This window comes from Bradyrhizobium sp. AUGA SZCCT0176, assembly GCF_018130145.1.
Taxonomy (GTDB): domain Bacteria; phylum Pseudomonadota; class Alphaproteobacteria; order Rhizobiales; family Xanthobacteraceae; genus Bradyrhizobium.
In genome coordinates, this window is record NZ_JAFCMB010000001.1 from 368016 (window position 1) to 394030 (window position 26015).

At 64.1% G+C, this 26015-nt stretch carries 16 protein-coding genes; 4 read left to right on the forward strand and 12 right to left on the reverse strand.

The genetic code is table 11. The features are described 5' to 3' along the window. Positions 1-5: 5 nt before the first annotated feature. The 11 genes from addA to ubiE form a co-directional block, all read right to left on the reverse strand. Positions 6-3533 carry a double-strand break repair helicase AddA gene (addA, locus tag JQ600_RS01840; protein ID WP_212386300.1) on the reverse strand — a complete coding sequence of 1176 codons (3528 nt, stop codon included), beginning with the start codon at positions 3531-3533 and terminating at the stop codon, positions 6-8. Next, on the reverse strand, positions 3527-6673 hold the full coding sequence (gene addB / locus JQ600_RS01845; RefSeq protein ID WP_212386301.1) for a double-strand break repair protein AddB: 3147 nt from the start codon (positions 6671-6673) through the stop codon (positions 3527-3529). The genes addA and addB overlap by 7 nt, the downstream gene beginning before the upstream one ends. Positions 6674-6924: 251 nt before the next feature. Beyond that, positions 6925-7647 carry a nucleotidyltransferase family protein gene (locus JQ600_RS01850; protein WP_212386302.1) on the reverse strand — a complete coding sequence of 241 codons (723 nt, stop codon included), beginning with the start codon at positions 7645-7647 and terminating at the stop codon, positions 6925-6927. Between the two features lie 124 nt (positions 7648-7771). Then, positions 7772-8098, reverse strand: coding sequence for a PilZ domain-containing protein (locus JQ600_RS01855; RefSeq protein WP_212264063.1), 327 nt, complete (start codon positions 8096-8098; stop codon positions 7772-7774). 89 nt (positions 8099-8187) lie between these two features. Then, positions 8188-9705, reverse strand: coding sequence for a tRNA (adenosine(37)-N6)-threonylcarbamoyltransferase complex ATPase subunit type 1 TsaE (gene tsaE / locus JQ600_RS01860; protein ID WP_212386303.1), 1518 nt, complete (start codon positions 9703-9705; stop codon positions 8188-8190). Further along, a complete protein-coding gene (locus tag JQ600_RS01865; RefSeq protein WP_212386304.1) occupies positions 9702-12221 on the reverse strand; it encodes a PAS domain-containing sensor histidine kinase in 2520 nt (839 codons plus the stop codon). The genes tsaE and JQ600_RS01865 overlap by 4 nt, the downstream gene beginning before the upstream one ends. Positions 12222-12413: 192 nt before the next feature. Then, complete coding sequence (locus JQ600_RS01870; protein WP_212386305.1) at positions 12414-14213, reverse strand: alkaline phosphatase family protein; 1800 nt, start codon at positions 14211-14213, stop codon at positions 12414-12416. A gap of 123 nt (positions 14214-14336) precedes the next feature. Then, positions 14337-14795, reverse strand: a complete 459-nt coding sequence (gene dut / locus JQ600_RS01875; protein WP_212386306.1) for a dUTP diphosphatase — start codon at positions 14793-14795, stop codon at positions 14337-14339. Next, positions 14792-16255, reverse strand: a complete 1464-nt coding sequence (gene coaBC, locus JQ600_RS01880; RefSeq protein ID WP_212386307.1) for a bifunctional phosphopantothenoylcysteine decarboxylase/phosphopantothenate--cysteine ligase CoaBC — start codon at positions 16253-16255, stop codon at positions 14792-14794. The genes dut and coaBC overlap by 4 nt, the downstream gene beginning before the upstream one ends. A gap of 55 nt (positions 16256-16310) precedes the next feature. Next, positions 16311-17885 (reverse strand): 2-polyprenylphenol 6-hydroxylase, encoded by a 1575-nt coding sequence (gene ubiB / locus JQ600_RS01885; RefSeq protein ID WP_212386435.1) that lies wholly within the window; start codon positions 17883-17885, stop codon positions 16311-16313. Then, positions 17882-18643 (reverse strand): bifunctional demethylmenaquinone methyltransferase/2-methoxy-6-polyprenyl-1,4-benzoquinol methylase UbiE, encoded by a 762-nt coding sequence (gene ubiE / locus JQ600_RS01890; protein ID WP_212386308.1) that lies wholly within the window; start codon positions 18641-18643, stop codon positions 17882-17884. Before ubiE ends, ubiB begins: the two co-directional genes overlap by 4 nt. A 79-nt stretch (positions 18644-18722) precedes the next feature. Here ubiE and mutM point away from each other — a divergent pair, with 79 nt between their 5' ends. The 4 genes from mutM (at position 18723) to JQ600_RS01910 (ending at position 24344) form a co-directional block, all read left to right on the forward strand. Beyond that, positions 18723-19631 carry a bifunctional DNA-formamidopyrimidine glycosylase/DNA-(apurinic or apyrimidinic site) lyase gene (gene mutM, locus JQ600_RS01895; protein WP_212386309.1) on the forward strand — a complete coding sequence of 303 codons (909 nt, stop codon included), beginning with the start codon at positions 18723-18725 and terminating at the stop codon, positions 19629-19631. A gap of 31 nt (positions 19632-19662) precedes the next feature. Continuing rightward, positions 19663-20247, forward strand: a complete 585-nt coding sequence (locus JQ600_RS01900; protein WP_212386310.1) for a GNAT family N-acetyltransferase — start codon at positions 19663-19665, stop codon at positions 20245-20247. A 108-nt stretch (positions 20248-20355) separates the two neighbouring features. Then, entirely contained in the window at positions 20356-22035 is a 1680-nt protein-coding gene (gene ggt, locus JQ600_RS01905) for a gamma-glutamyltransferase (RefSeq protein WP_212386311.1), read from the forward strand. 206 nt (positions 22036-22241) lie between these two features. Next, on the forward strand, positions 22242-24344 hold the full coding sequence (locus JQ600_RS01910; protein WP_212386312.1) for a methyl-accepting chemotaxis protein: 2103 nt from the start codon (positions 22242-22244) through the stop codon (positions 24342-24344). A 187-nt stretch (positions 24345-24531) separates the two neighbouring features. Here the strand turns inward: JQ600_RS01910 and JQ600_RS01915 are convergent, their stop codons facing one another. After that, the gene (locus JQ600_RS01915; protein ID WP_212386313.1) at positions 24532-25905 is read right to left on the reverse strand and encodes a serine protease; all 1374 of its coding nucleotides are present in this window, start codon (positions 25903-25905) and stop codon (positions 24532-24534) included. Positions 25906-26015 lie beyond the last annotated feature (110 nt).

A 26015-nucleotide genomic window follows, 5' to 3' on the forward strand; every position in this document is an offset into this window, starting at 1 on the left:
CGAACCTATGAACGCGATCTTGCCGGGTCAAGCGCGGTCACGCCGAGATGATAGGATGCCAGTGCCGCGTCCAGCGCGGGGGCGGAAATCTCCATCAAATCAGGCGTTTCGGTCCAGAGCAGCGCGGCCCGGACCGGCAGCTGGGGATAAAGTTTTGCCAGTACCGCCCGGTAGAGCGCGAGCTGGCGGACATAGCCGCGCGGCGCCTCGGCAGGCAGCTTGGGCGGGGCGTGGTTGGTCTTGTAGTCGACGATCAAAACCTCTCGCTCGGTCACCACCAGCCGGTCGATCTGGCCGGAAACCAGCGCCGGTGGCTGCCCGGCCCGGTCCAGCCGTCCGACGATCGAGACCTCGGCCTGGCTGCCCGGTGCAAAGGCGTGCGCAAAGCGCGCATCCGCAATCAGCGCCAGCGCTTTTTCCGCCAGCGTGAGCCGTTCGTCGTCGGTCCAGCCGCCGGCGTTGCGGGCGAGGTAGGACAACGCGGCCTCGCGGCGGCGTTCGGCGGCGATATCGGGCAGCGACTGCAGCAACCGGTGCACCAGCGTGCCGCGCTTGAGAGCCTTGGCGCGGGCGAGGATCGATTCGCCTGACCGGACCGGATGGCTGTCGTCGTCAGCGGGATCGGACGGGCGCAGCAAACCCTCCGCCGGACGCTCCGGCTGCGCCGGTGTCAGCAACCACGATGGAAAATCGATCGATGGCGTCTTTGCCGGCGTAACTGATCCCGTGGCAGGCACGACTTTCTCGGCCCGCAAATAGCGCTTCACGACGCCGCTCGATGTCATGATCTCCTCGAGCTGCAATTCGGAACGGTCGAGGCCCTTGCTGATAAGATCATACCAGGAGGAGGGGCGAACATCCTTCCTGTTGCCGGGCATGCAACCACCGACGATCAGGCGATCGGCCGCGCGCGTCATCGCCACGTAAAGCAGGCGGCGGTATTCATCCTCGGTATCGCCTAGCATCGCCGCCCGTGCGGTGACGAGGGCGGGGGGATCCTCGGCCTTGCGGCCGGCCCAAACCACGATTCCGGGAGCGTGCGGACCAGCATTGCCCTGCGGCAGGTTGATGAGTCGTAGCCGCTGCGTATCCGAGGGAGATGTCGTGGTGTCGACCAGGAACACCACAGACGCCTCCAGGCCCTTGGCGCCATGGACGGTCATGACGCGAACTTCGTCGCGCGAGATTTCCATGTCGCGCTTGACCTCGGTATCGGCCGCATGCAGCCACGCCATGAAGCCCTGCAGCGAGGCAGGCGCCTTGCGCTCGTAGCTCAGCGCAAGTTCCAGAAACTCATCGAGCGCATCATTGGCTTCATGCCCGAGCCGGTTCAGGATCCGCGCACGGCCCCCGTCGCCGCCCAGCAGCCAGGAGTAGAAAGCAAACGGCGTCGCGTTGACGACGCGCCGCTCGCATTGCTCCAACCGCCAGAGCGCGTCCCTCAGCAATCCATCGGTCGCGGCGCGCGCGCTCAATGCCGCACGCAACGATCCCTTTCGCTGCCAGGCCAGCTTGAACAGATCGTCGTCGGTGAGGCCGAACAGCGGGCTCTTCAATGCAACCGCCAGCGCCAGATCGTCCTGCGGCAACAGCAGCGCGTCCGCCAGGTTCATCAGGTCGATGGCCGCGATGTGCTCAGTCAGTTTGAGTCGGTCGGCGCCGGCGACCGGGACATTTGCGTGCTTCAACGCCTGAATCACCGCATCGAATGCATTGCCACGCCGGCGCACCAGCACCAGCATGTCGCCGTATCGCAGTGGACGGCGGCTACCGGCGCTGCCGGTCATGGTGCCGCTTTCGACCAGCGATTTGATCTCGGCCTGAATCCGCCGGGCGAGCTTTACCTCGGGACTGGTCACGGCGACGCCGTCGAACGGCGCGCGCCAGCCTTCCATGTCTGGCCTGTCGTCGGCTACGGCCAATTCCCAGAGATCGATCAGGCTTGGGCCTGCGTCTTCCAGCGCATGATGGATCGGGTATCCGTTCTCGACCGCGTGGATACTGCGGAATATCTCCTGCTCGCGGAAAACATGATCGACCGAATGCAGGACTGCCGGCCCGGAACGAAACGAATAGTTGAAAGACACCGGATCGAATTTCAGGCCGGCATCTTCGAATTTCTTCTTCAGCGCTCGCCGACGCAGGTCGAATTCGCGGGGGGCCGCACCCTGAAACGAAAAGATCGACTGTTTCTCGTCGCCGACGGCGAACACGGTACGCATCACGCCATCACGCGCACCCGCGCCGGAAGTAAATTCGGAAATGATGTGCGCGATGATGTCCCATTGCCGCGGGCTGGTGTCCTGCGCCTCGTCGATCAGCACATGATCGACGCCACGATCAAGTTTGTAATGGACCCAGCCGGAGGAGACGCGGTCCAGCATCCGAAGCGTCTTGTCGATCAGGTCGTCATAATCGAGCAGTCCACGTTCCAGCTTCTCGCGCCGGTAGTTCGCGGCAGAAGCGGTTGCGATGTGCAGCAGCGCCTCGGTGCGGTCCCGGGCCGTCAAGGCGCGGCGGCGTTCGATCAGAGGGGCGATGCGATCGGCCTCGGATTCGAACAGCCGGCCGATGGCCGGATTGTTGTCGACGAATTTCTTGGTCACCACCGATTTGCGGCGGGTGCGGTCGGTCTCGGTGAGAAACAGGCCGAGATATTCGTCGACCTGCGCAGCGCCGGTGAACACCAGCCCTGCACGAAGCCGGGCGGCCTGATCCTGGTCGGTCTTGCTGCCGGTGTCGAGAATTCCGGAGATCTCCGACCAGCGCGATCGCGGCAGGTTCGGTCCATCGACAATGGCGCGCTCGACATCCTCAATGCGATCCTCAGGGTCGACACCGAGTGCCGCGGAGACTTGCCCCGCCGCCACGTGGGCGCCACCCGCGGTGTCCGTCCACGCCATGAAATGATCGCGGCTAAGACAGGCCTCGCGCACAACCTCCTTGAAGGTCACGTCCGCCGCACTGGCCATCGCCATGCGGAGCGCCTGGCCGGTCGCGCTGTCGGGGTGGCGCGACGCCTCCAGAAACACCGCGAGATTGGCGCGCTCCATCATCTCGTTCTGGTCGCGGTCGTCGAGCACGGCGAAGCGCGCGGGCACATTAGCCTCGAACGGGAATTGCTGCAGCAGGCGCGTGCACAGCGCGTGGATGGTCTGCACTTTCAGTCCGCCCGGCGTCTCCAGCGCGCAGGCGAACAATTGGCGCGCCGTTTTCCGCAGCTTTGCATTGGGATTCGCAATCCCTACTTCCTTGATCGCGGCATCCAGCGAAGCGTCGTCGAGCGTGACCCAATGTCCCAGCGTCGAGAACACCCGTTCCGCCATGTTGGCGGCGGCGGCTTTTGTAAAGGTGATGCAGAGGATCTTTTCCGGCGCCACGCCACCCAGCAGCAGCCGTATCACGCGTTGCACCAGCACATGGGTCTTGCCCGAGCCGGCATTGGCCGACACGAACGAGGACGCCGCCGGATCGGACGCGCGCGCCTGGGTATCGCGCACATTGGGAGGAATGATGCGGGGAGCCTTCACCATTCCTCGATCCCCAACCCGCCGGCCGCGGACCATTCCTTGATCCGGGCGAGATCGTCATAGGCGCCGTAGCGGTTCGACCACATCGACAGGTTCAACGAGGTGTAGGCCTGGTTCTCGTCTTCGAATTTGCGGATCAGTTTTTCCAGCTCCAGCCGCGCATAATCCGCCGCTTCGTCCGGTGGCTGCGGCGTATCGTTGTTTCTGATCTTCAGTTCCAGCGAACGGTGCTCGCCCGGCGGGTTGTTGCCGCTGAGCCTGACATAGGCGAGTTCGGCGACCGACGAATCCGCGCCGATATCCTTGAAGCCGCCTTCGCGCAGGATTGCGGCCTCGAGGGTGAGCTGCGGCGACAGTCCCATCCGCACCTGCTTGCCGGTCGGCGGCTGGCCCGTCTTGTAGTCGAGGATCGCGAAGCGGCCGTCAGCGCGCTGCTCGATGCGGTCGGCGCGGGCTGACAGGATGAAGGTTCGTTCGTTGTCGAGCGGAATACCGATTTCGCCCTTGATCTCGGCATCGATCCGGTGGATGTGATCGCGGCGCGCCATTTCCCAATCGGCGAACCATGCGGCGATGCGCTGGAACCGCGGCCACCACAGCGCCCGCGCCTCGGGGCGCTCCATCAGCGGCGCAAAAAATTTCTCCCCGATGCCGCGCAGCGCGAGCGCAGGCTGGGCCGGCAATGTGTCGGCGAAGGTTTTTGTAAATTCGCCAAGCGCTTCATGGATCGCCGAGCCGCGATCGGCAGCTGACAGTGGCATATCGACGGGATCGAGCGGGTCGAGCCGCAGAATGTATTTCGCGTAGATCGTGTAGGGATCGCGCAGCCAGTCCTCGATCGCCGTCACCGACAATTTCAGCGGGCGCGTCGCACGTGGCGGCTTTGGCGCGGGCTGCGGGATCGGCTCTATCTTTGCCGGCCGGTCGAGTTCGGCGGCGAAGCGGACATAATCCTCGCCGGCCTGTGTGGCTTGCTTCCAGTGCTCTTCGCCGGCGACGGCCTCGAGCCGGTGCAGGAAGCGCGAGGCCACCGCCGGCGCGCCGCCGACTTTCGCCGAATGGGTCAGGATGACGTCGGTGTGGCCGAGCAGTTGCGCGAAGTCATGCGCTGACAGGCCGATGCGCCGCTCCGGCAGATCGAGGCCGAGTTCATGCCGCATCGGCCGGCTCAACCACGGATCGATCCGCGGTGACGGTGGCCACACGCCTTCGACCAGCCCGCCCAGAATCACGCGATCGGATTCGGTCAAGCGTGCTTCGAGCTGGCCATAAATGTGCAGATGCGCGCTCGCCGATTCCGGCCGCCGCACCATGCGGTCGGCGAAGGCGGTCTGGAACAATTCCGGATAATCGCCGAGCTGGACCATCAGCCCGCTGGGTTTCTGTTCGCCCAACAGATCGGCAAACGCCGAGGCCAGCGCTGATCCCTGGGCGCCCTCGAACACGACGGCGATTTCGGTTTGGTCGGATGACAGGGCCATCAACACCTCGCGGTGGCGATGCGCCAGTTCAGCGAAGTCATAGGGCTGCGAAGACGCCATGCTTTCCAGCGGCAACAGCGCCTGCTGCAGCGCAGAGATCAACCCTCGCGCCTGATCGAGTTCGTCATCGCGCAATTTGGCGCGTTGCTCGGACGCGTGGAGCGAAGAGGTCTCGCCGTCTCTCAATTTCCTGAGTTCAGCGCGAAAACGATCGAAGTCGCGCGCGAGGCCATTGCTGCCGGCTTGCGGCCGCGTGCCGCGCAGCAGGGCCAGTTCCAACACCTCGATGGTGTGTTTCAGCGCACCATGCGCGCCACCCAGCCGGAACAGCGGGTGCTTCATCAGCGCCAGCAAGGTCGGTGGCTCCAGCCCCTTCGCCGCGGCTTGCGCCACCAGCCGCGCAAAGATTCCGGCGGAGGTATCCATCAGCGCGTCACCGCCGGAATCATCGAATTCGAGGTTCCAGCGGCCGAGTGCTGCCATCACCCGCCGCGCCAGCGCACGGTCCGGCGTCACCAGCGCGGCCGATTTGTCGAGGTGCCGCGCCTCGCGCATGGCGACCGCGATCGCCAGCGCCTCCATCTCCGGATTGGGCGCCGCGACGACCGCGAGGTTTTTCATGCCGCCCGAAATCTTCGCGGCAATGTCAGGCTGTTCCAGCCGGTCGTGCCATTGTTCGGTCGCGGTCGACGGCCGCATCGTTTCGGAGACCAGCACGTCGCGTCCATCAGGCGCAGGCGTGCCCAAAATCTCGACGTCGCTGCGCTTGATTCCGAACCGGTCCAATAGGGCATGCATCGCGAATTGCGGATGGTTCGAGGCCGGCGGAGTGGTGAATTTGCCTTGCGCGTCTCTGATGCCGCCGATGGTCCGCCAGGCCGCGTCATCGAGATCGGTATCTAACCCCGGCAGCACCACCGCGCCTTGTTTGAGCCTGGCGACGACGTGCAGGAATTTTGCGGTCGCGGGCATCGAGCCGGTCGAACCCGCCGCGATCACCGGGCCCTTGTGGTGCGCAGTCAGGCGCGCGGCCTCGGCGTCGATCAGAAGGTCGCGCCGCGCCGCCGGTTCGATCCGTCCGATTTCGTGCAAATGCTGCGGCCACGCCTTGCGCGCGATGCGCAGGAATTCCAGCGAGTGCTGCCAGTATCGATCGAGCTGGTCCGGCACCAGTTTGTCGAGCGCATTCCAGTCGACGCCGCGGGTGACCATGTCGTCCATCAATCGCGCCAGATCGCCGGCCAGCGCCAGCGTCGAGGCCGGGCCGCCGACCACCAGCGGCGCCGACACCGGCGTTTTGGCCCACGCCGCCACCAGATGGGCCAGCGTCAGCCGCCGCTCGAGTTCGCCGAGCCGCGGCGGAATGTCGAGCGGCGCCACGCCGCCGAATTGTTCGGAGCCTTCCGCGAACGCCAGTTCGTCCTCATCGATATCGCCGAGCGCCACGATGCGCGGCAGGATCGCAGCATCGGTCTTCATCTCGTCGAGAAAGATCTCCCGCGCCATCCGGCCGGCGCGCCGGGTCGGCAGATAGAGCGTCGCCTGCGCCAGGTTCAATGGATTCTGGCGCGCCTCGAATCCATCGACCAACCGGCCGTCGACCAACGCCGATATGACGGTGCGCAGAAGCGGCACGGATACGGGAACGCTGAAAACGCGCATGGGCTGCCTGATTCGAGGTCAGGGCAATATAGGGAGTGATGGCTCAATGGTCATGGGTGGGGTGACGGCAGCCCGCAACTCTGTACGCCGTCTCGGCCTTGACCTCAGATGTGCAATTGCACATCGGGGGACCCATACGCCGCGGCCCATCGTTTGCATGCTCGCGTTAGATGCCTTCTGCCATAATGACCGCCGCGGCGTATGGGTCCCGGCGTTCGCCGGGACGACGATAACGGGTCGTACGCGGCGCCTTACGCCACGCTCTCCAGATACGCCTCTTCCGCGGCCTGCACCGCATCGGGGGTTCCGACATGCATCCAGACGCCGTCGAGGCGCAGGCCGAACAGCCGCTCCTGCTCATTGGCCTGGTCGAACAATTTCGTCAGCGAGAACTCGCCCGCGGGCGCACCTGTAAACAGCGACGGCGACATGATCGCGGCGCCGGCATAGACGAACGGCACCACCTGATGTTCACGCCGCTTGCGCAGCGCACCGTCCGGCAGCATCGAGTAATCGCCGCGGCCGGCATAGCCGATGCTGCTGGTGGTCGGCGCCATCAACAGCAGGATATCCATGCGCGCGGGATCGAAGGTCTCGGCCAGCCGCGTCAGATTGGGCCGCACGCCGTCGATCCACATGGTGTCGGCGTTGAGATGGAAGAACGGCTCTGTGCCGAGCAAAGGCAGGGCCTTCACGACGGCGCCGCCGGTGCCGAGCACCTGATCGCGTTCGTCGGAGATGGTAATGCGGGGGCGGGTTCGGGAGGCGGTATGTTCGATGATCTGGTCGGGCAGATAATGCACATTGACCACGGCTTCGCCGACGCCGGCGGCGGCCAGCTTGTCCAGCACGTGATCGAGCAGCGGCTGGCCCATCACGCGCACCAGGGGCTTTGGCATGTGGTCGGTCAACGGGCGCATCCGCAGGCCTAGACCGGCGGCGAGGACCATGGCTTTCTTGGGCGTGACGGACATTTCCTGGATTTCTCGAAACGGATCAGCGCTTGGGATCATATCACGGTGATTCGGCTGATCCAGCGACTGTGAGGCCATAGTCATTGCAGATGACGGCTGTAAGACGACGCTGGCGCGGCGGGGCTCATGCCTCGGCGGTCTCCGCGCCGCGCTTGCCGGTCGCCTTTTTCTTCTTGTCGCCCTGCTTCAGGAAATTGACGCCGATCTGGTCGCCATTGACCCAGGCCAGTTCGCAGCGGCGGTAGGCCAGTCCCGTGGACGACAGCAGCAGAAAGAATTCCTTCAGATGCAAGCCCTCGACGGAACCTTCCACCGTCAGCTTGGCACCGGTCTCGGAGACGTCTTCCATCACGCATTCACGCCGCCAGGTGCCGTCGATGCCCATCATATGCGCCGGATAGCCGCGCTCGAATGTGACGCGATCTCCCTTGCGCCGCTCTGATGTCGCCATCGCCGTATTCCCGGATTCGAAACAGCCGCTCGCACACGCGGAGCATAGCCTTCCGCAGATTAAAGCCGGGGTGGCTAACAAGTGGTAAATCAGGCGACCGGCGGCGGCACGTTGGCGGTGTACCATTCGCGAAAATCCGCCAGGGCCGGGTGAGCCAATGAACGGTTCAGATAGGTCCAGATTCGCGGCTGATGACGCAGATATTGCGGCTTGCCATCGCGCCGGTTGAGCCGCGCGAAAGTGCCGAGCAGGCGGGTATTCCGCTGCGCCGACATGATGGCATAGAGCTCGGCGAAACGGGCCGGATCGAAATTGCTGTCGGCGGCGCGCCGCGCCTTGATGTAGCGGGTCAGCAGCGTCAGTTCGAGCGCCTCGGGCACGTCGATCCGCGCGTCCTGCAGCAGCGACACCAGGTCGTAGGCGGCAGGTCCCAGCACCGCGTCCTGGAAATCGATGATGCCGACCCGCAGGATTCCGGAACGATCATCGAGCCAGATGATGTTGGGGGAATGGAAGTCCCGGATCACCCAGGTCCGCGGCGCGGCCGCCGGCTTCTTCAATAACTCCCGCCACATCCCGACGAATTCGTCGCGCAGCTCCTGGCTTGGCTCGACGCCGCGATCGGGCATGTACCACTCAAGCATCAGCCCCATCTCGACCAGCCACGCTTCGGTGTCGAATACGGGAATGGCGTGGGTCGATTGCAATGTCAGCAGCAGGATGTCCGGCAGCGGCTCGCGATGCAGCGCCGCCAGCATGTCGGTCGCGGCCTCGTAGCGCTCCACGATCGGTTGCGGCGGATCGCCTTCGACGATGCCGGCGTGGCCGAAATCCTCGGTGATCAGGAAACCGGCATCGAGGTCCTGGTGGCGGATCGCCGGCGCCGAGAAGCCGCGCTCGCGCAGGCCGTTGGCGATGGCGACGAACGGCTTGACGTCTTCGGCCAGATGCACGGCGGCGCTGTAGGATTTGCCGTCATAGATCGCCGGGCCGTCCGGCCGCTTCGGTGAATTCATCAGGATGGCTGTGCCGCCCAGATGCAGCCGCGCATAGGAACGCGTCGAGGCATCGCCGGGCATGCGCTCGCGCTGCGCTTCCAAAAAGCCTGATGTTTCGAGAAATTGGCGCAGGACTTTAAGTCTCTCGACCTGGGCCGCCGCCTTGCCGTGACCGGTAAACTCGGCGGCGCGCGCACTGGATCCGAACGCGGGACGATGGCTGAAGGCGATGTCGATGCGGTCGTCCGGCAGCGCGTCCGCAGCGCGCTCCGGCCATTCGATCAGCGCCAGCGCCCCCTCGGGCAGCGGCGACAGCCCGATTTCCTCCAGCTCGCTCGAATCGTTGATGCGATAGAGATCGGCGTGAACGATCGGAAACGGCTGGTCATAGCTTTGCGCCAGCGTGAATGTCGGGCTCGGCACTTCCAGCGCCTCGTCGTTGGCGAGGTAGCGGATCATCGCGCGCGCCGCTGACGTCTTGCCGGCGCCGAGATCGCCCGACAGCGTGATCACATCGCCGGGGCCAACCAGCAGCGCCAAGTCGGCCATCAGTTGCGCGGTCGCGGTCTCGTTCGCGAGCGCCACCGAGAATGTCGCGGGGCCGGTCATTCGGCGGCGTTGCGATGGGCGTTCTGGTCGATCGGAAAGTCGCACGTGACCGTCGTGCCCTTGCCGAGTTCCGAATCGACCCGCACCTTGCCGCCGTGCAGTTCGACAAAGGAGCGCACCAGCGACAGACCAAGCCCCGCGCCGCGGTGCCGCGAGCCGTTGGAATGGCTCTCGAACCAGTCGAACACCTTGTCCTTGACGTCGGGCGGGATGCCCGGTCCGGAATCGGTGACGGTGAAGATGACGCGATGCTCGTTGCGCCGTGCGCTGATGCTGACGGTTGCATCATGCGGCGAGAAGCCGACGGCATTGGCAAGCAGGTTATAGAGCACCTGCACCACGCGGCGCTCGTCGCCGGTGAAGTCGCCGATGCTGGGATCGATGTCGACCTTGAGTTCGATACGGTCGGTGGCGAGCCGGTCCTGAATGCCTTCCCTGGCCGACTCGATGGCTTTCGCGATGTTGACCGGGCCGAGTTCGAGCTTCATGGCGCCGGCGTCGATGGTGGCGAGGTCGAGGATGTTGTTGGTCAGCGCCAGCAGCGCGTTGGTGGATTTGGTGACGTAGTCGAGATACTCGGCCTGCTTTGGCGTCAGCGGACCGGTCGAGGGATCGCTCAGGAAGTGCGCGAAGCCGATGATGGTGGTGAGCGGGGCGCGCAGTTCGTAGGACACGTGGTGGACGAAATCGACCTTCATCTGGTCGGCGGTCTCGAGCGCCTCGTTGCGTTCGCGCAGCGCGCGTTCGACGTTTTCGGTGTCGCTGATGTCCTGGAAGGTCAGCATCGTGGCGCCGTCGGGCAGCGGCATGGTCATGCAGGTCAGCACGCTGCCGTCCTTGCGCTCGAGCTTCAGCGCCACCTGCGCCCGGTTGCCGATCGCGGTGATCGCCTCGCGCAGCGTGCGCCAGGTCAGATCGTCGTCGAACAGCGGCTTGCACCAGGATTCCACGGTCTCGATGTGGGGCTGTTCGCGCAGCTGCTCTTCCGACAGTTTCCACATCTTCGCAAAGGCGGGATTGAACAGTTCCACGCGGCCGTTGCTGCCGAACACCGCGACCGCTTCGGCGAGATTGTTGAGCGTCTCGTGCTGTACCCTTGTCAGCCCGTCGAACCGCCGCGCCAGATCGAGGCTTTCGGTGACATTGTCGAACAAATAGGTGACGCCGCCTTCGAGGTTCGGCGTCGTGACGACGCTGACCGCGCGGCCGTCGGGCAGGAACCAGGTGTAGGTCTCCGGCTCGACCGCGCGATAGGCCTCGTGCAGCTTGGCTTTCCAGGCCCGGAAGTCCGGCTGCTCGGGGAGTTTGCGCGTGGCGCGCAGCCGGTCGAGCACGCTGGAATCGTCGGGCTGGCCGTCGAGGAAGGCCTGATCGAGGCCCCACAGCCGGCGGTAGGATTCGTTGTAGAAGGCGAGCCGGCGCTGGGCGTCGAATACCGCAACCCCCGACGACAATTGGTCGAGAGTGCGGCGATGCGCCTCCACCATCCGCTGCAGCGCGGCGCGCAGCTGGGTCGCCTCGCTGGCGTCGATCGCGATGCCGGCGCTGCCGCCGCCAAGCTTCAAGGCCTGCACGTCATAGATCCGCCGTTCGCCGCTGACGACGATCGGCAGCCGCGCGCTGAAGCTGGAACTGTCGTTCAAGGTCCGGCTCATGTCGGTGCGCTGGTCGGTTTCCAAAAGTTCGAGGTTGCGACGGACGACATCCGCGACGCTGGTCCCTTCGGTCGCCCGCACATAGGCCGTATTGGCGTAGCGCAGATTGCCCTCGGGGCTCTTGGCCCATATCGGCCAGGGCGCGGCGGCGGCGAAGTCACGCAGCAGCTCGGTCTCTTCCTGAAGCGTCTTGTAGCGCAGATTGGATTCGGCGAGTTCGCGGCGCAGCCCACCGAGTTCGCGAATCCGAACAACGGCTTGGCCGCCGATGGCGCGGCCCATCGCCTCGATCGCGCGGCCGTTCGAGGTCGAGAGGTTGAGCAGAAAGCCTTCCCCTGCCTCGCGCAACGCATCGACGGCATGGTCCATCTGCAGCGCCGGTTCCGGCGGCAGCCAGGTTCCAAAGGCGAGGATCCGCTGCGGTGAGTTTTGCAACGCTTCCTGCGAGATCAGCAGCGCGGTGTCACCGCTGATCTGGGGCCGGCTGTCGCCCGCGGCCCAGGAGATCAGAATTTGCGGCTCGGCGAACAGCAGTGCCCGCAACCGGTCGGCCTGAACCTGCAGATCGGCGATGTCCTGGCGCAGGCGGACCTCGGTGCGGGTCGCCTTGACGCGGGTGCGCATCAACAGGATTGCCGCCACGACGGTGAAGCCGAGCAGCGACAATGCCGTGGTCAGCACCGCGAATTCCTGGTGATTGAGGTCGAGCCAGGCCGAAATCACCTCGGAGAGCGGCAAATCGCCGGCCAAAGCCGGTTCCGATACGATGGATAAAGCAGAGGCGAGCGCGATCATGCCGTGACGTGCCAGTGAGGTGCACGACAGCAGGTTTCGACGCATCGCCGCGACTACGCCCGACATGATTTGCCCCAGAACGCACGACTTCAGGCCCGGCGCTAACCCCCGCCGTGCACGAATCGAGTGAGAGTATCCCCAAGGTGACTCCATGGGTAAGAGTCCAGACCGTGAACGTGAATCCGGCTGTGCAAAAATGAGCGGATAACGTCGCGCCCAAAGCCGACGTTCGGTCTCATCGCTTGCTACAGCACCTCTTCACCTCGCACTATCAGGCACCTTCAGTCCGACGGTGCGTCCTGGAAAGCCAGCGGCGTCAAAATAGCGCGTCGAGCCGACAAACTGCATGTTCACGATGGTGCGCAGGCCGTTGTCGCCCCGCTTCGAGACAATGTCCTGTCGCCACGGCCGGGCGGGCTTCCCGCCGAGGAGTGCTTCGGTAAGCGCGCGGCCACGCAGCTTGCCGACCGGCGGAAGCGTGACACCCAGGATCTTTTCCAGCGTCGGAGCGATATCGGCGTTGCTGACCGGGGCCGTATCGTTGAAGCCGGTCTTGAACGCAGGCCCGATGGCCGCCATGAAGTTCCCGGTATCGGCGCGGCTAAAGCTGCCGTGATGGCCTTGCCCCTGCAAGAGGGTGGTATCGGATACGGTCACGCTACAAAACAGCGGCTGATCACACCCCGTCGTTTCGGAGCGGAAATTGACGACGATGGCCGGCGTTGGCGTTCGCGCTCCCCCTTTGAGGCCTACTCTGCTCAGCGGCAGGGTTCCCGGAATCGGTCCAAGGTCATCACGAACGAAGACGCCGCTGGTGTAGTCTTGCGCCAGGAGCGCCTTGACCACCTGCCTCACCATGGTCTTGGCGTTGTCCTGCGGTAGATAGATGAGATCGTTGCCTCCGTTGGCGCCAACCACGATATCGGGTTTGGCCGGATCGTTGCCGATCGAAGCGCTGGCGCGGCGCGGGTATTTCCCGGCCTTGTAGTCGATGCCAGCGCCTTGAGCGGAGGGCTCATGCAGCGGCAGGCCCACAGCGTGCGCAAGGTCGATGGCAAGAAAGCCGGGTGGCAACTGCCCTTCGGGCACATTGTCGTATTTCAGTTTTGCAGCTGGACTGGTCTTGCTTTGCTTCGACACCGTGCTGAAGCCGTGGTCGGCGGTGATGAAGATGTTGGTGTCGGCCTCGAGCCCAAGTTCTTTGAGCGCAGCGACGATCGCCGCAAGATCGTCGTCGGCCACCTTGATTGCGGCAAGCGAGGTCGGACCGTTGATGCCGGGAACAAGTTCATTGACGCTGTCGCGCTGGGAGTGCTGGGTGCCGTCCGGATCGGATGACCAATACAGCAGCATGAACGGCTTCTTGTTCTCCTTGAAATGCGGCAACAGCACCTTGGTGACGACGTCGCGATAATATTTCTGCTGCACGATATTGGTAGCCTTGCCGGGATTTTCGCGTTGCGCGCGCCCCGGCGTTTCCAGCGCCAATCCGGCCTTCTTGAGCATCTCGACGAGATCCGGCCGCAACGCGATGCCATCCTTCTTGCCGGTATCGTCGTCGAAGAAAATCGTGGTCTTGCCGTCGAGCTCGGTGAGGTCATGGATCGCCACCGGCCCGACCTTGCCGAGGGCGGCCGTGAAGTAGCCCTTGTCACGCGCCGCCGCCATGATCGAGCGCTCGGCAATGAAATTTCCGCCGTGATGCTGGTTCAGCTCACTCAACACCGCATTGTTCTGGATGAAAGGCGTTATGGTTCCGGCTGCGCTGGCAACCGGAAAGCCGGTGTAGAACACGTTGCCGAAATCTCCGGTGTCGCCAATCAGGTGACCGGTCGCGATCACCGAGGCGTTCGACGTCGTAATGGTCGGATAGACCGAATGACTGTTCGAGAAGTTGACACCTGTGTCCCGTATCCGGGCGAATGTGGGGGCTCGCTCGGGCGTAACAGCAGCGGCGCGAAGACCGTCAGCGACGAACAGGATGACGTTCTGTTGGGCATTGCATGGTAGCGTGCCCGACAGGATAGCGAACACCGCGCAGACGATTAATTTCCCCATGGTGCCCCCCGGCATTGCGAATTATTGGAGCGCAGTATGAGGGAAAGCGCTGCTTGCGCCAAGCATTCTCACGGCAAGGCAAGCTGCCGCGTAACGTGCCAATTCAGCTGGAGTTGAAGTGGCTTAACGCCCGGTCGAGCCGAAACCGCCGGCGCCGCGGTCGGTGGTCGATAGCGTCTCGACCTGAACCAGTTGCGCCTGCGTGACCGGCGCGATCACCATCTGCGCGATGCGTTCGCCGCGCCGGATCGGGAATGGCGCCTCGCCATGGTTGATCAGGATCACGTTGATCTCGCCGCGATAATCCGCGTCCACCGTGCCGGGCGTATTGAGGACGGTGACGCCGTGCTTTGCCGCCAGCCCCGAGCGCGGTCGCACCTGCGCCTCAAATCCCGGGGGCAATGCGATGGCAAGGCCGGTGGGCACCATCGCGTATTTGCCCGGCGGCAGGATCAAGGGCGTTTCCGCCGGCACCGCCGCCAGCAGATCCAGCCCCGCCGCGTCCGCGCTCTGATAGGCCGGCAGCGCCAGGCCCTCGGCGTGCGGCAATTGCATGATGTCGACCTTGACCGTTGCGCTCACGAATTCTTCTCCAGTGATTTTGCGATCCGCGCCACCAGTTCGGCCGCGACCTGTTCTTTCGTCATGACCGGCCAAGAGTCCACTTCAATATTGTCCACTGCAATGTTATCGACGCCGGCTTCTTTGCCGTCCCGCGTCAGCAGATGCACGGTGTTGCGGTCGCCGCCCATCACGCCGGTTGAAGGTGAAACATCGTTGGCGACGATCCAGTCGCAGCCCTTGCGCGCGATCTTGGCCTTTGCATTTTCGATCAGATGTTCGGTCTCGGCGGCGAAGCCGATCACCAGCGGCGGGCGCTTATCCCCAAGTTTTGAAATCGTCGCCAGGATGTCGGGGTTTTCGAGCAGTTGCAGCGGCGGCATGCCGGCCGATGTCTTCTTCAATTTCTGCTCGCCCTCATTGGCGACGCGCCAGTCGGCGACGGCGGCGGCGAAGATCGCGATATCCGCCGGCAACGCCGCCTCGACCCGGTGCAGCATGTCGCGCGCCGATTCGACCCGGATCACCGTCACGCCTGCGGGATCGCGCAAGTCGACCGGGCCGGACACCAGCGTCACGTCGGCGCCCGCGGCCTGCGCCGCGGCGGCGATCGCAAAACCCTGCTTGCCCGACGAGCGGTTGGCGATATAGCGCACCGGATCTATCGGCTCATGGGTCGGGCCCGCGGTGATCAGCACGCGTTTTCCCAAGAGCGGACGCGGACGCGGCGGACGCAGGATGTCGACTGCGGCAGCGGCAATTTCCACGGCCTCAGACATCCGTCCGACGCCGGCCTCGTTGGTCTCGGCCATCTCGCCGGCATTGGGGCCGATCATGATGACCCCGTCGCGGCGAAGCTGCAGCACGTTACGGCGGGTGGCGGGGTTGTTCCACATCAAGGGGTTCATCGCCGGTGCCAGCAGGATCGGCTTGTTGGCAGCCAGAAGGATAGCGCTTGCGAGATCGTCGGCGTGGCCATGCGCCATCTTCGCCATCAGGTCGGCCGTCGCCGGTGCGACCACGATCAGATCGCATTCACGGGCCAGACGGATGTGACCGGCGTCGAATTCGCTGCCGGGGTCGAACAGGTCCGTATAGACGCGCTCATGCGACAGCGCGCTCGCGGACAGCGGCGTGACGAATTGCTGCGCCGCCTTGGTCAGCACGCAGCGGACCTCGATGCGCCGCTCCTTCAGCCGCCGGATCAGTTCGAGCGATTTGAAGGCGGCGATGCCGCCGCCGATGATCAGCGTGACGCTGGCCTGATTGGCCGCATCGGCGATCGCCGGCGCGCGGGCGGAGGCTTGCTCAGGCGGCGTCGTGCCGGCAGACGGGGAGGCAGGAAATTCGGGGCGGTCCTGGATGAGGTCGCCCAGGATGACTCGGACTTCTTCTTCCACCGAACGGCCGTTGCCGGCGGATCGCAGCCGCAAATAGGCCTTTACGGCGTCGTCGAGCTTTCGGATGGTGAGGCTGGCCATGGTCGGCTCCAGGCAGACATGATGTCAATGCTAGCATACAATGCATGCATTGCAATCACATTTGCCGGACGGCCACCAGAATCCCGATAAATGTCACGGCGATGATCCAGAGCGCCACGGTGCGCCAGCGGCTCTTGCGCCCCTCGGCCCTGCCCAGCGCCGCAATCGTCTCCGGCGACAGTGTGACGCCCTCCCGGGTCATCTTCTCCAGCTGCTCCAGCACCGCCACCGAGCGCGTGGCAACTGCCGGCAGGCCTGCCAGCACGCGGCCAAGATCGCCCGCGCCGGACACCGCGCCCTGGATACGTCCGATCGGGCCGAGATTGCGCTCGATCCATTCGCGCACCACGGGATCGGCGACCTTCCAGATATCAAGCTTGGGATCGAAACCGCGCGCCACGCCCTCGACCACCACCATGGTCTTTTGCAGCAGGATCAGTTCGGGGCGGGTCTGCATGTCGAACAGCCCGGTGACCTCGAGCAGCAAGGTCAACAGCTTCGCCATCGAGATGTCTTCGGCGATGCGGTTGTGGATCGGCTCGCCGATGGCGCGGATCGCCTGCGCGAAATTCTCGACCGAGTGATGGCCGGGCACATAGCCGGCCTCGAAATGCACCTCGGCGACGCGGCGGTAGTCGCGGGTAATGAAACCCAGAAGAATTTCGGCGAGGAAGCGCCGCTCCTTCAGGCCAAGCCGGCCCATGATGCCGAAATCGACGGCGACCAGGCGGCCGGCCTCATCGAGGAACAGATTGCCGGGATGCATGTCGGCATGAAAGAAGCCATCGCGCAGCGCGTGGCGCAGGAAACTCTGGATCACCTTGCGCCCGAGATCGGGCAGGTCGATCTGCGATTGTGCGAGGCGCGCGTGGTCGTTGAGCGCGATGCCGTCGATCCACTCCATCGTCAGCACGTTGTGGGTGGTGCGGTCCCAATCCACCGCCGGCACGCGGAAATCCGGATCGTCGCGCGTGTTCTCCGCCATCTCGGACATCGCGGCCGCTTCCAGCCGCAAGTCCATCTCCATCGCGACCGAGCGCGACATCGTGTTGATGACCTCGATCAGCCGCAGCCGGCGCGCTTCAGCCGAATGCGCTTCCGCATTATTCGCGACGAAAAAGAAATCGGCGAGGTCGCGGCGGAAACGTGCGGCGACGTTCGGTCGGAGCACCTTGACGGCGACGGCCTTGCGCACGCCATCGCGCTCGGTCTCGCCGCGATGAACCTGCGCGATCGAAGCTGCGGCAACCGACGGCCCGAAGCTCGCAAACGCCTGTGCTACAGGGCGTTCCAGCGATGTGGCAATGACGGCCTCGGCCTCGCTTTGCGAAAACGGCGGCAGCCGATCCTGCAAGGCTTCCAGATCCCGCGCCATCGCAACGCCGACCACGTCGGGCCGCGTTGCCAGAAATTGTCCGAGCTTGAGATAGGCGGGGCCGAGCCGGGTCAGCGCCCGCGACAGCCGCGGGCCGGATTTGGCGCCGGGCCGCTCGATGATCCGCGCCAGCTTGAGCGCGAGTTGCCCGGGCGGCGGCACCAGGCTCGGATCGACAACGCCGAACACGCCCTCGCGTGCGAACACAAAGCCGGCGCGGACAAGCCGCGCGATGTGGGTCGCCGCAGAAATCACAAACGCCAGCCCGAATGCAGCGCCACGATACCGCCGGAGAGGCTTTCCCATTTCACCCGCGAGAAGCCGGCGGCGCTGATCATCTCGGCAAAGGCGTTGGGCCTCGGAAATTTCCGGATCGATTCAACGAGGTATTGGTAGGAGTCGGCGTCGCCGGTCACGGCTCGGCCGAGCGGCGGGATCACCTTGAACGAGAAAAAGTCATAGAGCCGGTCGAGCCCGGGCACATCGACGGCGGAGAATTCCAGGCACAGGAATCTGCTGCCGGGTCTCAGCACGCGGTAGGCTTCCTTCAGCGCGGCATCGATCCGCGGCACGTTGCGGATGCCGAACGCGATCGTATAGGCGTCAAACGCGCGATCCGGAAATTCCAGCGCCTCGGCGTTGCCCTCGACGAACGAAACCTGCTGGTCGAGATGCCGCGCAATCGCGCGGTTGCGGCCGACGTCGAGCATGTCGGTATTGATGTCGCAGACCGTGGCGCGGAAGCCGGTGCCTGCCGCCTTGGCGGCGCGAAACGCGATATCGCCGGTGCCGCCGGCAACATCCAGCAGTGCGAACGGCGCATCGCCCTTCGGCGGATTGAGCTTATTGATCATGATGTCTTTCCAGACCCGGTGCAGGCCCGCCGACATCAGATCGTTCATCAAATCATAGCGCGACGCCACGCTGTGAAACACGTCGTTCACCAGCGTCTGCTTGTCCCCAAGGGGGACGTCCCTGAAGCCAAAATGCGTCGTTTGGTCCGGCCGATCCATCAACTTATCTCCATGGCCTGACCATAGCGCGCCCGCCGCAATGGCGCTATCACGTCACCTTCATAAGGTGAATAGCTGCATGCCTGAATTACCCGAAGTTGAGACCGTCCGCCGCGGCCTGCAACCCGCCATGGAGGGGTCAAAAATCGTCAAGGCGGAAGCCCGGCGGAAAGATCTGCGGTTTCCCTTTCAAAAAGACTTTATCGCGCGGCTGGAGGGCCAGACCGTGACCGGCCTTGGCCGCCGCGCCAAATATCTGATGGCGGACCTGACCTCGGGCGACGTGCTGCTGATGCATCTAGGCATGTCGGGCTCGTTTCGCGTGCTGGAAAACGGCGCCAACAGCACAAGCAAGAATACACCTGGCCAAAATACACCTGGCCAATTCCATCTCCCGCGCAGCGAAGACCGCGCCCATGATCACGTCGTGTTCCACATGTCGTCGGGCGCTTCTGTCGTGTTCAACGATCCGCGCCGCTTCGGTTACATGAAGATTATCGCCCGCAACGCGCTGGAGGAGGAGCCGCTGCTGAAAGGGCTCGGTCCCGAACCGCTCGGCAATGAATTTGATGCAAGGATGCTGGCGCAATCCTGCCACAACAAGAAAACCAGCCTGAAGGCCGCCTTGCTCGACCAGCGCGTGGTGGCGGGACTTGGCAACATCTATGTCTGCGAAGCGCTTTATCGCGCCCATCTGTCGCCGCGCCGGCTGGCTGCGACCCTGGCGACGAAGAAAGCCGAGCCGACCGACCACGCCAAGCGCCTGGTCGGCTCGATCCACGATGTCTTGAACCAGGCGATCAAGGCCGGCGGCTCCTCGATCAGCGACCATCGCCAGACCTCGGGCGAACTCGGCTATTTCCAGCACTCGTTCCAGGTCTATGACCGCGAGGGCGAGAAATGCCAGACCGCGCGCTGCGGCGGCGTCGTGCGGCGCTTCGTCCAGAACGGCCGCTCGACCTTCTGGTGCCCGAAATGCCAGAAGTAGTCACGCACGTCCGCGCCGCGGCATCGACATCATGAACACGCCGCCGATCCGGACCTCGCGCCTGATCCTGCGACCGCTCGCGCTATCCGACGCGCCGGCGATCCAGCGCCATTTCAACAACTGGAACATTATCCGCAATCTCGCATCCGTCGTGCCCTGGCCCTATCCGGACGACGGCGCGGAAAGCTTCATCAGGATTCAGTTGGAAAAAATCACCGCGGGCGAAGAACTCTATCATTGGGTCTTGGTATTGCGAGCGGGCGACGGCGAGGCCATCGGCAACATCCATTTTCGACCCTCGGCGGACAGCCCGAAAGGCAACCGGGGATTCTGGCTCGCCGAGCCCTATTGGAATCGCGGGCTGATGACCGAGGCCATCTCGGCCGTAAACGATTTTGCCTTCAACACGCTCGCTATCGAGCAGTTCTACGTTTGCAACGTGGCTTCCAATGAAGCGTCCCGCCGCGTCAAGCAAAAGACCGGAGCCGAGTTCGTTGGCTACATCGAACTCGCGCATCACAACGGCCAGTCGAAATCGGAAAAGTGGCGCGTGACGCGCGAAAACTGGCTGCGCCTGGCTCCATCTCGTTCCGAAACGGACGTAAACAGGCAGTAAGCGCAACAATGCAACCGCCCAATTATAACATTGTGGCTAATCCGCATGATTACTGGCGCGGTTTGGCTGAAATGCCAGCCGCAGAACAACAAAGAAACGGGAAACAACATGACCAGCAACTGGCGGGATCGCGCGGCCACTACTTTTCAATGTCAGAAGCAGCCGGCGACTTCCAGCCGCGGCATGGTGGTGAGCAATCATCCGCTGGCCTCGAGCGCGGGCGCCGAGATGTTGGCGGCCGGCGGCAACGCCATCGATGCGGCGATCGCGACGCTGTTCACGCTGACGGTGGTCGAGCCGATGATGGTCGGCATCATCGGCGGCGGCATGGCACATATTCGCCTCGCCGACGGCAGTCATCGCTTCATCGACGGCCAGAGCACCGTGCCGCTGTCGGTCCGTCCCGACACCTTCAGATCGAAACCGGGTTCGGCGCATGACGTGTTCGATACGGTCGGCGCCGAAAACCTCCACGGCCCGAAAGCGGTGGCGACACCGGGCTCGCTGAAAGCCTGGTGCGAGACGCTGCAAAGGTTCGGCACGATGAGCCTTGCCGACGTGATGCAGCCCGCGATCAAGCACGCCGCGCGCGGCTATGCGGCGACGCCCTATCTGCACGAATGCATCAGCGACAGCGCGGCTGACATGCTGAAGGACAAGGCGATCTCGGCGGTCTTTCTGCCCAAGGGGGTGCCGCTGAAGGCCGGCGAGCGCGTGGTGCAGTCGGAATATGCGGAGACGCTGACTCACATTTCGCAGCACGGCGCAGCGGCGCTGTACCAGGGACCGCTCGGCGATATCCTGGTCGACTACATGAAAGCGCATGGCGGCTTCATCAGCCGTGAAGACCTCACCACCTACAGGACCGTCGAGCGCCAGCCGATCCGCGCTGATTATCGCGGTTGGGAAATTCAGGGGCCGCCACCGCCCGCGGCCTCCGGCGTGCACATCGCGCAGATGCTCAACATTCTGGAAGGCTACGATATCGCACGCCTCGGCTTCGGTTCGGCGGAGACGATTCACTATCTCGCCGAAGTGCTGAAGATTGCCTTTGCCGATCGCGCGGCCGCCAGCGGTGATCCTGACTTCATCAACGTGCCGGTGGAGCGGCTGACGTCGAAGGCCTATGCCGGGGAACGCCGCCGCGCGATCGATCCCGGCCGCGCGAAAAAATGGGGCGCCGGCGTCGCGCAGCTTGAAGGCGCGCACACCACGCATATGACGGCGGCGGATGCGTTTGGGAATGTGGTCGCGACCACGCAGACCATCAACAATCTGTTCGGCGCCAAGATCATGATCCCCGGTCTCGGCACCGTGCCGAACAACTACATGAACCTCTACGATCCCCGGCCCGGCCATGCGCTGTCACTGGCGCCGGGCAAGCGCGTCACTACCTCGATGTCGCCAATGATGGCGCTGCGCGACGGCAAGCTGGTCTATGCGCTCGGCCTGCCCGGTGGAAAGCGAATCTTTCCGAGCGCGATGCAGGCGCTGATCAATCTGATCGACCATGGCATGAGTCTGCAGGAAGCCGTCGAGGCGCCGCGGGTCTGGACCGAGGGCAATGCCCTCGAAGTGGAATCGGCGGTGCCGGAAAGCGTTCGCGCCAAACTCACTTCGATGGGCCACAGAGTGCAGGCGGTGCGGACGGTGGCCGGTGGCATGAATGCCATTCAATTCCACGACGACGGCCGGATGTCGGGCGCAGCCTGCTGGCGCGCCGACGGCACACCGATCGGCATCGCCGGCGGCCTTGCGCGCGCCGGCGTGAGGTTCGGGCTGACCTAGCAAATCGGTGGACGCAATTTCTCGGATTCGAAGATTGCCGCGGCTTCGTTGTGGTTGAAAATAGCGCAAATATTCTCATGCGATTCCGTCGTTGCGGCAGGAATTGCGTACTAGTACGGGCCGCCTGTTTCTCCATTCTTCATGGTTAATCCCCATCCTGATGCGCCGACGGTTGTTGTCCGCCTGCATCCTGGAGGGGGTTCGCCATGGCAATTCTGAAGTTGAATATTCGTGGGCGTCTGATCTTGGGCTTCAGCGTGATCTGCGCATTGCTTGCATGCGTGGTCGTCATCACCATCGTCAAAGTTGGCAACGTCAACGAATCCACCGAGCGGACCGTCAATCTTCGCGTGCCGACCGCGATGGCCGCGAATGATGTGGTGGCCGGGGTTTATGCCTCGCTCGCTTCACTGCGCGGCTGGCTGATCACCGGCAACGACACATTCAAGGCCGAGCGCGTGTTGCTCTGGAAAGACATTCAGCGCCATGGCGCCGAGATGGATGGCCTCTCAACGCGTTGGTCCTCCGAACAGAACAAGGCGGACTGGAAGCAGGCCAAGCCACTGCTCGACGAACTGCGCAGCGCGCAGGACAAGGCCGAAGCAATTGCCCACACCATCGACGAGCAGCCCGCAGCAAAGATGCTCGCCACCGAGGCCGCGCCGCTGGCGAAACTCATGCTGCAAAAGGCGACGTCGATCATCGACGAGGAGGGCGGCATTGCTTCGACGGATGCGCGCAAGAGCCTGTTGATCGGTTTTGCAGATATGCGCGGCAGTATGGCGATGGCAATCGGCGCGATCCGCGCCTATCTGCTGACCGCGGACATGGCCTTCAAGAAGGAGTTTGAGGATCTCTGGGCGCTCAACCAGACAAAGTTCGAGGCGCTCTCGAAGCGACGCGCGGAAATGACAAGCGAGCAGCAGAAAGCGTTTGACGCGCTGGTCGATGCCCGCGCCAAGTTCGCGCCGATGCCGCAGAAGATGTTCGAGATCCGGGCCTCGGCTCGCTGGAACATGGCGCAGTGGTTCCTGACCAACGAGGCGGCTCCCCGCGCCAACAAACTGCTCGATATCTTCGCGGGAACAAAGGACGCCACCGGATCGCGTTCCGGCGGGATGGTCGCGCGCCAGCAAGACAATCTGAAACGCGACGGCGCGGCGGTTCTCGCTGAAACCAGTTTCCTGATGACGCTGCTCTGGGTGCTGCTCGGTGTCGGCATCGGCGTTGCGGCGACTGTCGTCTATCTGACCAACCGTTCGATCGTGCCGCCGATTCTGAAGATGGTCGGCGCCATGGGCCAGCTTGCCGGCGGCGATCATTCGGTTGCGATCCCGGCGACCGACAAGAAGGACGAAATCGGGCTGATGGCGCGGGCGGTCCTGATCTTCAAGGAGAACATGATCAAGGCCAAGGGGCTCGCCGAAAAGGAAGCCGAAGCCATCAACGCGCGCGTGGCGCGGGCGGCGCGGGTCAATGATCTGACCCAGACCTTCGATGCCAATATATCGACCGTGTTGAGGTCGGTTGCGTCGGCATCGACCGAACTGCAGGCAACCGCGTCGTCAATGACGGCGACGGCGGAGGAGACCAGCAACCAGGCGACCGCGGTGGCGGCTGCGACCGAGGAGGCTTCGACGAACGTACAAACCGTCGCGGCTGCGTCGGAGGAACTGGCCAGTTCCGTTACCGAGATCAGCCGTCAGGTCGCGCAGTCGGCCTCGATCGCGCAGAAGGCCGTGGGCGAAGCCGATCGCACCAACGCGACGGTGCAGGGCCTGTTCAAGGACGCCGCCGGCATCGGCGATGTCGTCAAGCTGATCAGCGAGATCGCCAGCCAGACCAATCTGCTGGCGCTCAATGCGACGATCGAGGCGGCGCGCGCCGGTGAGGCCGGCCGCGGCTTCGCGGTGGTGGCGGCCGAGGTCAAGAGCCTCGCCGAACAAACCGCGAAAGCAACGGACCAAATCAGCACGCAGGTCTCGTCGATCCAGGCTTCATCGAGCGAAGCCGTCGCTGCCATCAAGGGGATCTCCGCGACGATCAATGAAATGAGCGAGATCGCCTCCGCGATTGCGGGTGCCGTGGAAGAACAGGGCTCGGCGACTCAGGAGATCGCCCGCAACGTGCAGCAGGCGGCGCTCGGCACCGGCGAAATCTCGTCGAACGTGAGTGGCGTTCAGCAAGCCGCCGGCGACACCGGTGCCGCCGCGCATCAGGTGCTGCAGGCCTCCAGCGAATTGTCTCGGCAGTCCGAGACGATGCGAAGCCATGTCGAAACCTTCCTCAGCGACATCAAGGCTGCCTGATACGCAACCGATCGGCCTCTCCGCGCGACCGGGGAGGCCAGAGCGTTTTCCAGTGAAAGCCTGTCCCGCACTTGATGCGGGATGGATACCGGTTCGCGTCAAGAAAACGCGTCAGAACGAGAATCCAGAGCTCCGTTCCGATTCAATCGGAACGGAATGGTTTCGGTCCCGCAATGACGTCGTCGGTCTACTTCCGCACGCAGATCACACGCACCACGGATGCTTTTGCGTCCGGTGATCCGCTGGCGCCAGTGACGCCATTGGCCTTGAGGAAATCGCGCACGGCATCTGATGTCACCAGCACCGCCTGTGCGGCGCCGTTCGCCGGACCTGCAACGACCACCGGCTTCAGCAGCGCGATGCCGGCGAATTTGCCGTCGCCGTCGAGCGCGGCCGCGCCGGAAAAGCCGAGCGCGGGCGGCGGCGACAACGCGACGTCACTGCTGCCGCCAAGCTGTGCGACCGAGGCCCTGACGCTGCTGACGGCGCCGCCGCCGCCCTGGTTCTGCGGATCGGCAATGCCGGTCAGGTCGAGCGCCGTCTTCGAGGCCGGGCTCGCGAGGTTGAGCGGCTTCAGTCCGCGCGCGCCATAGATGCGCAGCAAAGCGAGATCGTGCTCCTTGTCCTCGGCCACACGGTCGGCATTGCCGAAGCCGGCGATCGCGACCGCGACGCAGCCGTCGGTGATCTGGCGGTCGGCGATGATCGCGCCGTCGTCGCTGACCACGACGCCGGTGCCATATTCCACGGTCTTGCGCGGCGGGGGGCCCGCGACCTGCGGGCCGGTTGGAAAAGCGTTGAATGCGCTCGACATTGCGATCACCACCGGCTCCACGGTATTTTCCGTGGCCTGATCATAGAGGATGGTGAGGATGCGGACTTCATCGCCCTTGAAGGTGCCGCGCAAATAGAACTTCTTCAGGCCTTGCAGGCCGGACAGCACGAAGAAGTCCGGCTTCACCACCGTGTAATCGATCTTGCGCTGGGCTTCCTTCTTTTCCAGCTCGGCGAGTTTTGCCGTGGTCGGATTGGCTTCCTTGCGCCGCGCCAGTTGGATCTGGATGGTTCCGGTCGGCGACGTCCATTTGGTGCCGTTGGCGTCGCTGGCCTGCTGCGGCACCAGCTTTGTGGGAATGCCGAGCCGTACGCCGGTGCCGGGATCGGTGGCGATCTTCCAGCCGACATTTTCCTGCCGCTTCCTGGCGGTGTCGGCGAGGATGCCGCGCTCCTGCGGATTGAGCACGCCAGTCTCCTTGGCCCCGCGGCTCTTCTGGAATTCCTTGATCGCCTTGACCATGCGCTCGCTGACGTCGCCGGTGACCGCGCCATTGTACTGGCCAACCCAGGCGAGGTCGGATTGCAGCGCCAGCCGTTCGGCCTGCGACATCGCGTTGGCGGTTTCCTCGGGCTTTTGCAGCGCGGGCCGGATCGGCACGGTCGCGACCGGCTTCGGCTTGGCGCCGGCCGTGGAGGGCGGCGTCAACTGGGCCTGAGCTGACGATCCCAGGCTCGCGAAAATGGCGGCCGAGACCATCATTGTTGCTGAAAACACCGATCTCATGACAAATCCCAGGGAATATTCGGAATCGGGAGGGAATATTGGAGCGATCATTGACCTCGGGTCAATTAAGCACATCTGCTTGGTCAGCAACAACAGCGCCCCGGTTCACG

Coding starts and splice junctions, on each gene's coding strand:
- JQ600_RS01870 (WP_212386305.1), bottom strand. CDS start 14,213: ATGGGGAAATTAATCGTCTGCGCGGTGTTCGCTATCCTGTCGGGCACG.
- JQ600_RS01865 (WP_212386304.1), bottom strand. CDS start 12,221: ATGTCGGGCGTAGTCGCGGCGATGCGTCGAAACCTGCTGTCGTGCACC.
- JQ600_RS01850 (WP_212386302.1), bottom strand. CDS start 7,647: ATGTCCGTCACGCCCAAGAAAGCCATGGTCCTCGCCGCCGGTCTAGGC.
- JQ600_RS01855 (WP_212264063.1), bottom strand. CDS start 8,098: ATGGCGACATCAGAGCGGCGCAAGGGAGATCGCGTCACATTCGAGCGC.
- mutM (WP_212386309.1), top strand. CDS start 18,723: ATGCCTGAATTACCCGAAGTTGAGACCGTCCGCCGCGGCCTGCAACCC.
- JQ600_RS01900 (WP_212386310.1), top strand. CDS start 19,663: ATGAACACGCCGCCGATCCGGACCTCGCGCCTGATCCTGCGACCGCTC.
- ggt (WP_212386311.1), top strand. CDS start 20,356: ATGACCAGCAACTGGCGGGATCGCGCGGCCACTACTTTTCAATGTCAG.
- tsaE (WP_212386303.1), bottom strand. CDS start 9,705: ATGACCGGCCCCGCGACATTCTCGGTGGCGCTCGCGAACGAGACCGCG.
- ubiE (WP_212386308.1), bottom strand. CDS start 18,643: ATGGATCGGCCGGACCAAACGACGCATTTTGGCTTCAGGGACGTCCCC.
- coaBC (WP_212386307.1), bottom strand. CDS start 16,255: ATGGCCAGCCTCACCATCCGAAAGCTCGACGACGCCGTAAAGGCCTAT.
- JQ600_RS01915 (WP_212386313.1), bottom strand. CDS start 25,905: ATGAGATCGGTGTTTTCAGCAACAATGATGGTCTCGGCCGCCATTTTC.
- addB (WP_212386301.1), bottom strand. CDS start 6,673: ATGCGCGTTTTCAGCGTTCCCGTATCCGTGCCGCTTCTGCGCACCGTC.
- addA (WP_212386300.1), bottom strand. CDS start 3,533: ATGGTGAAGGCTCCCCGCATCATTCCTCCCAATGTGCGCGATACCCAG.
- JQ600_RS01910 (WP_212386312.1), top strand. CDS start 22,242: ATGGCAATTCTGAAGTTGAATATTCGTGGGCGTCTGATCTTGGGCTTC.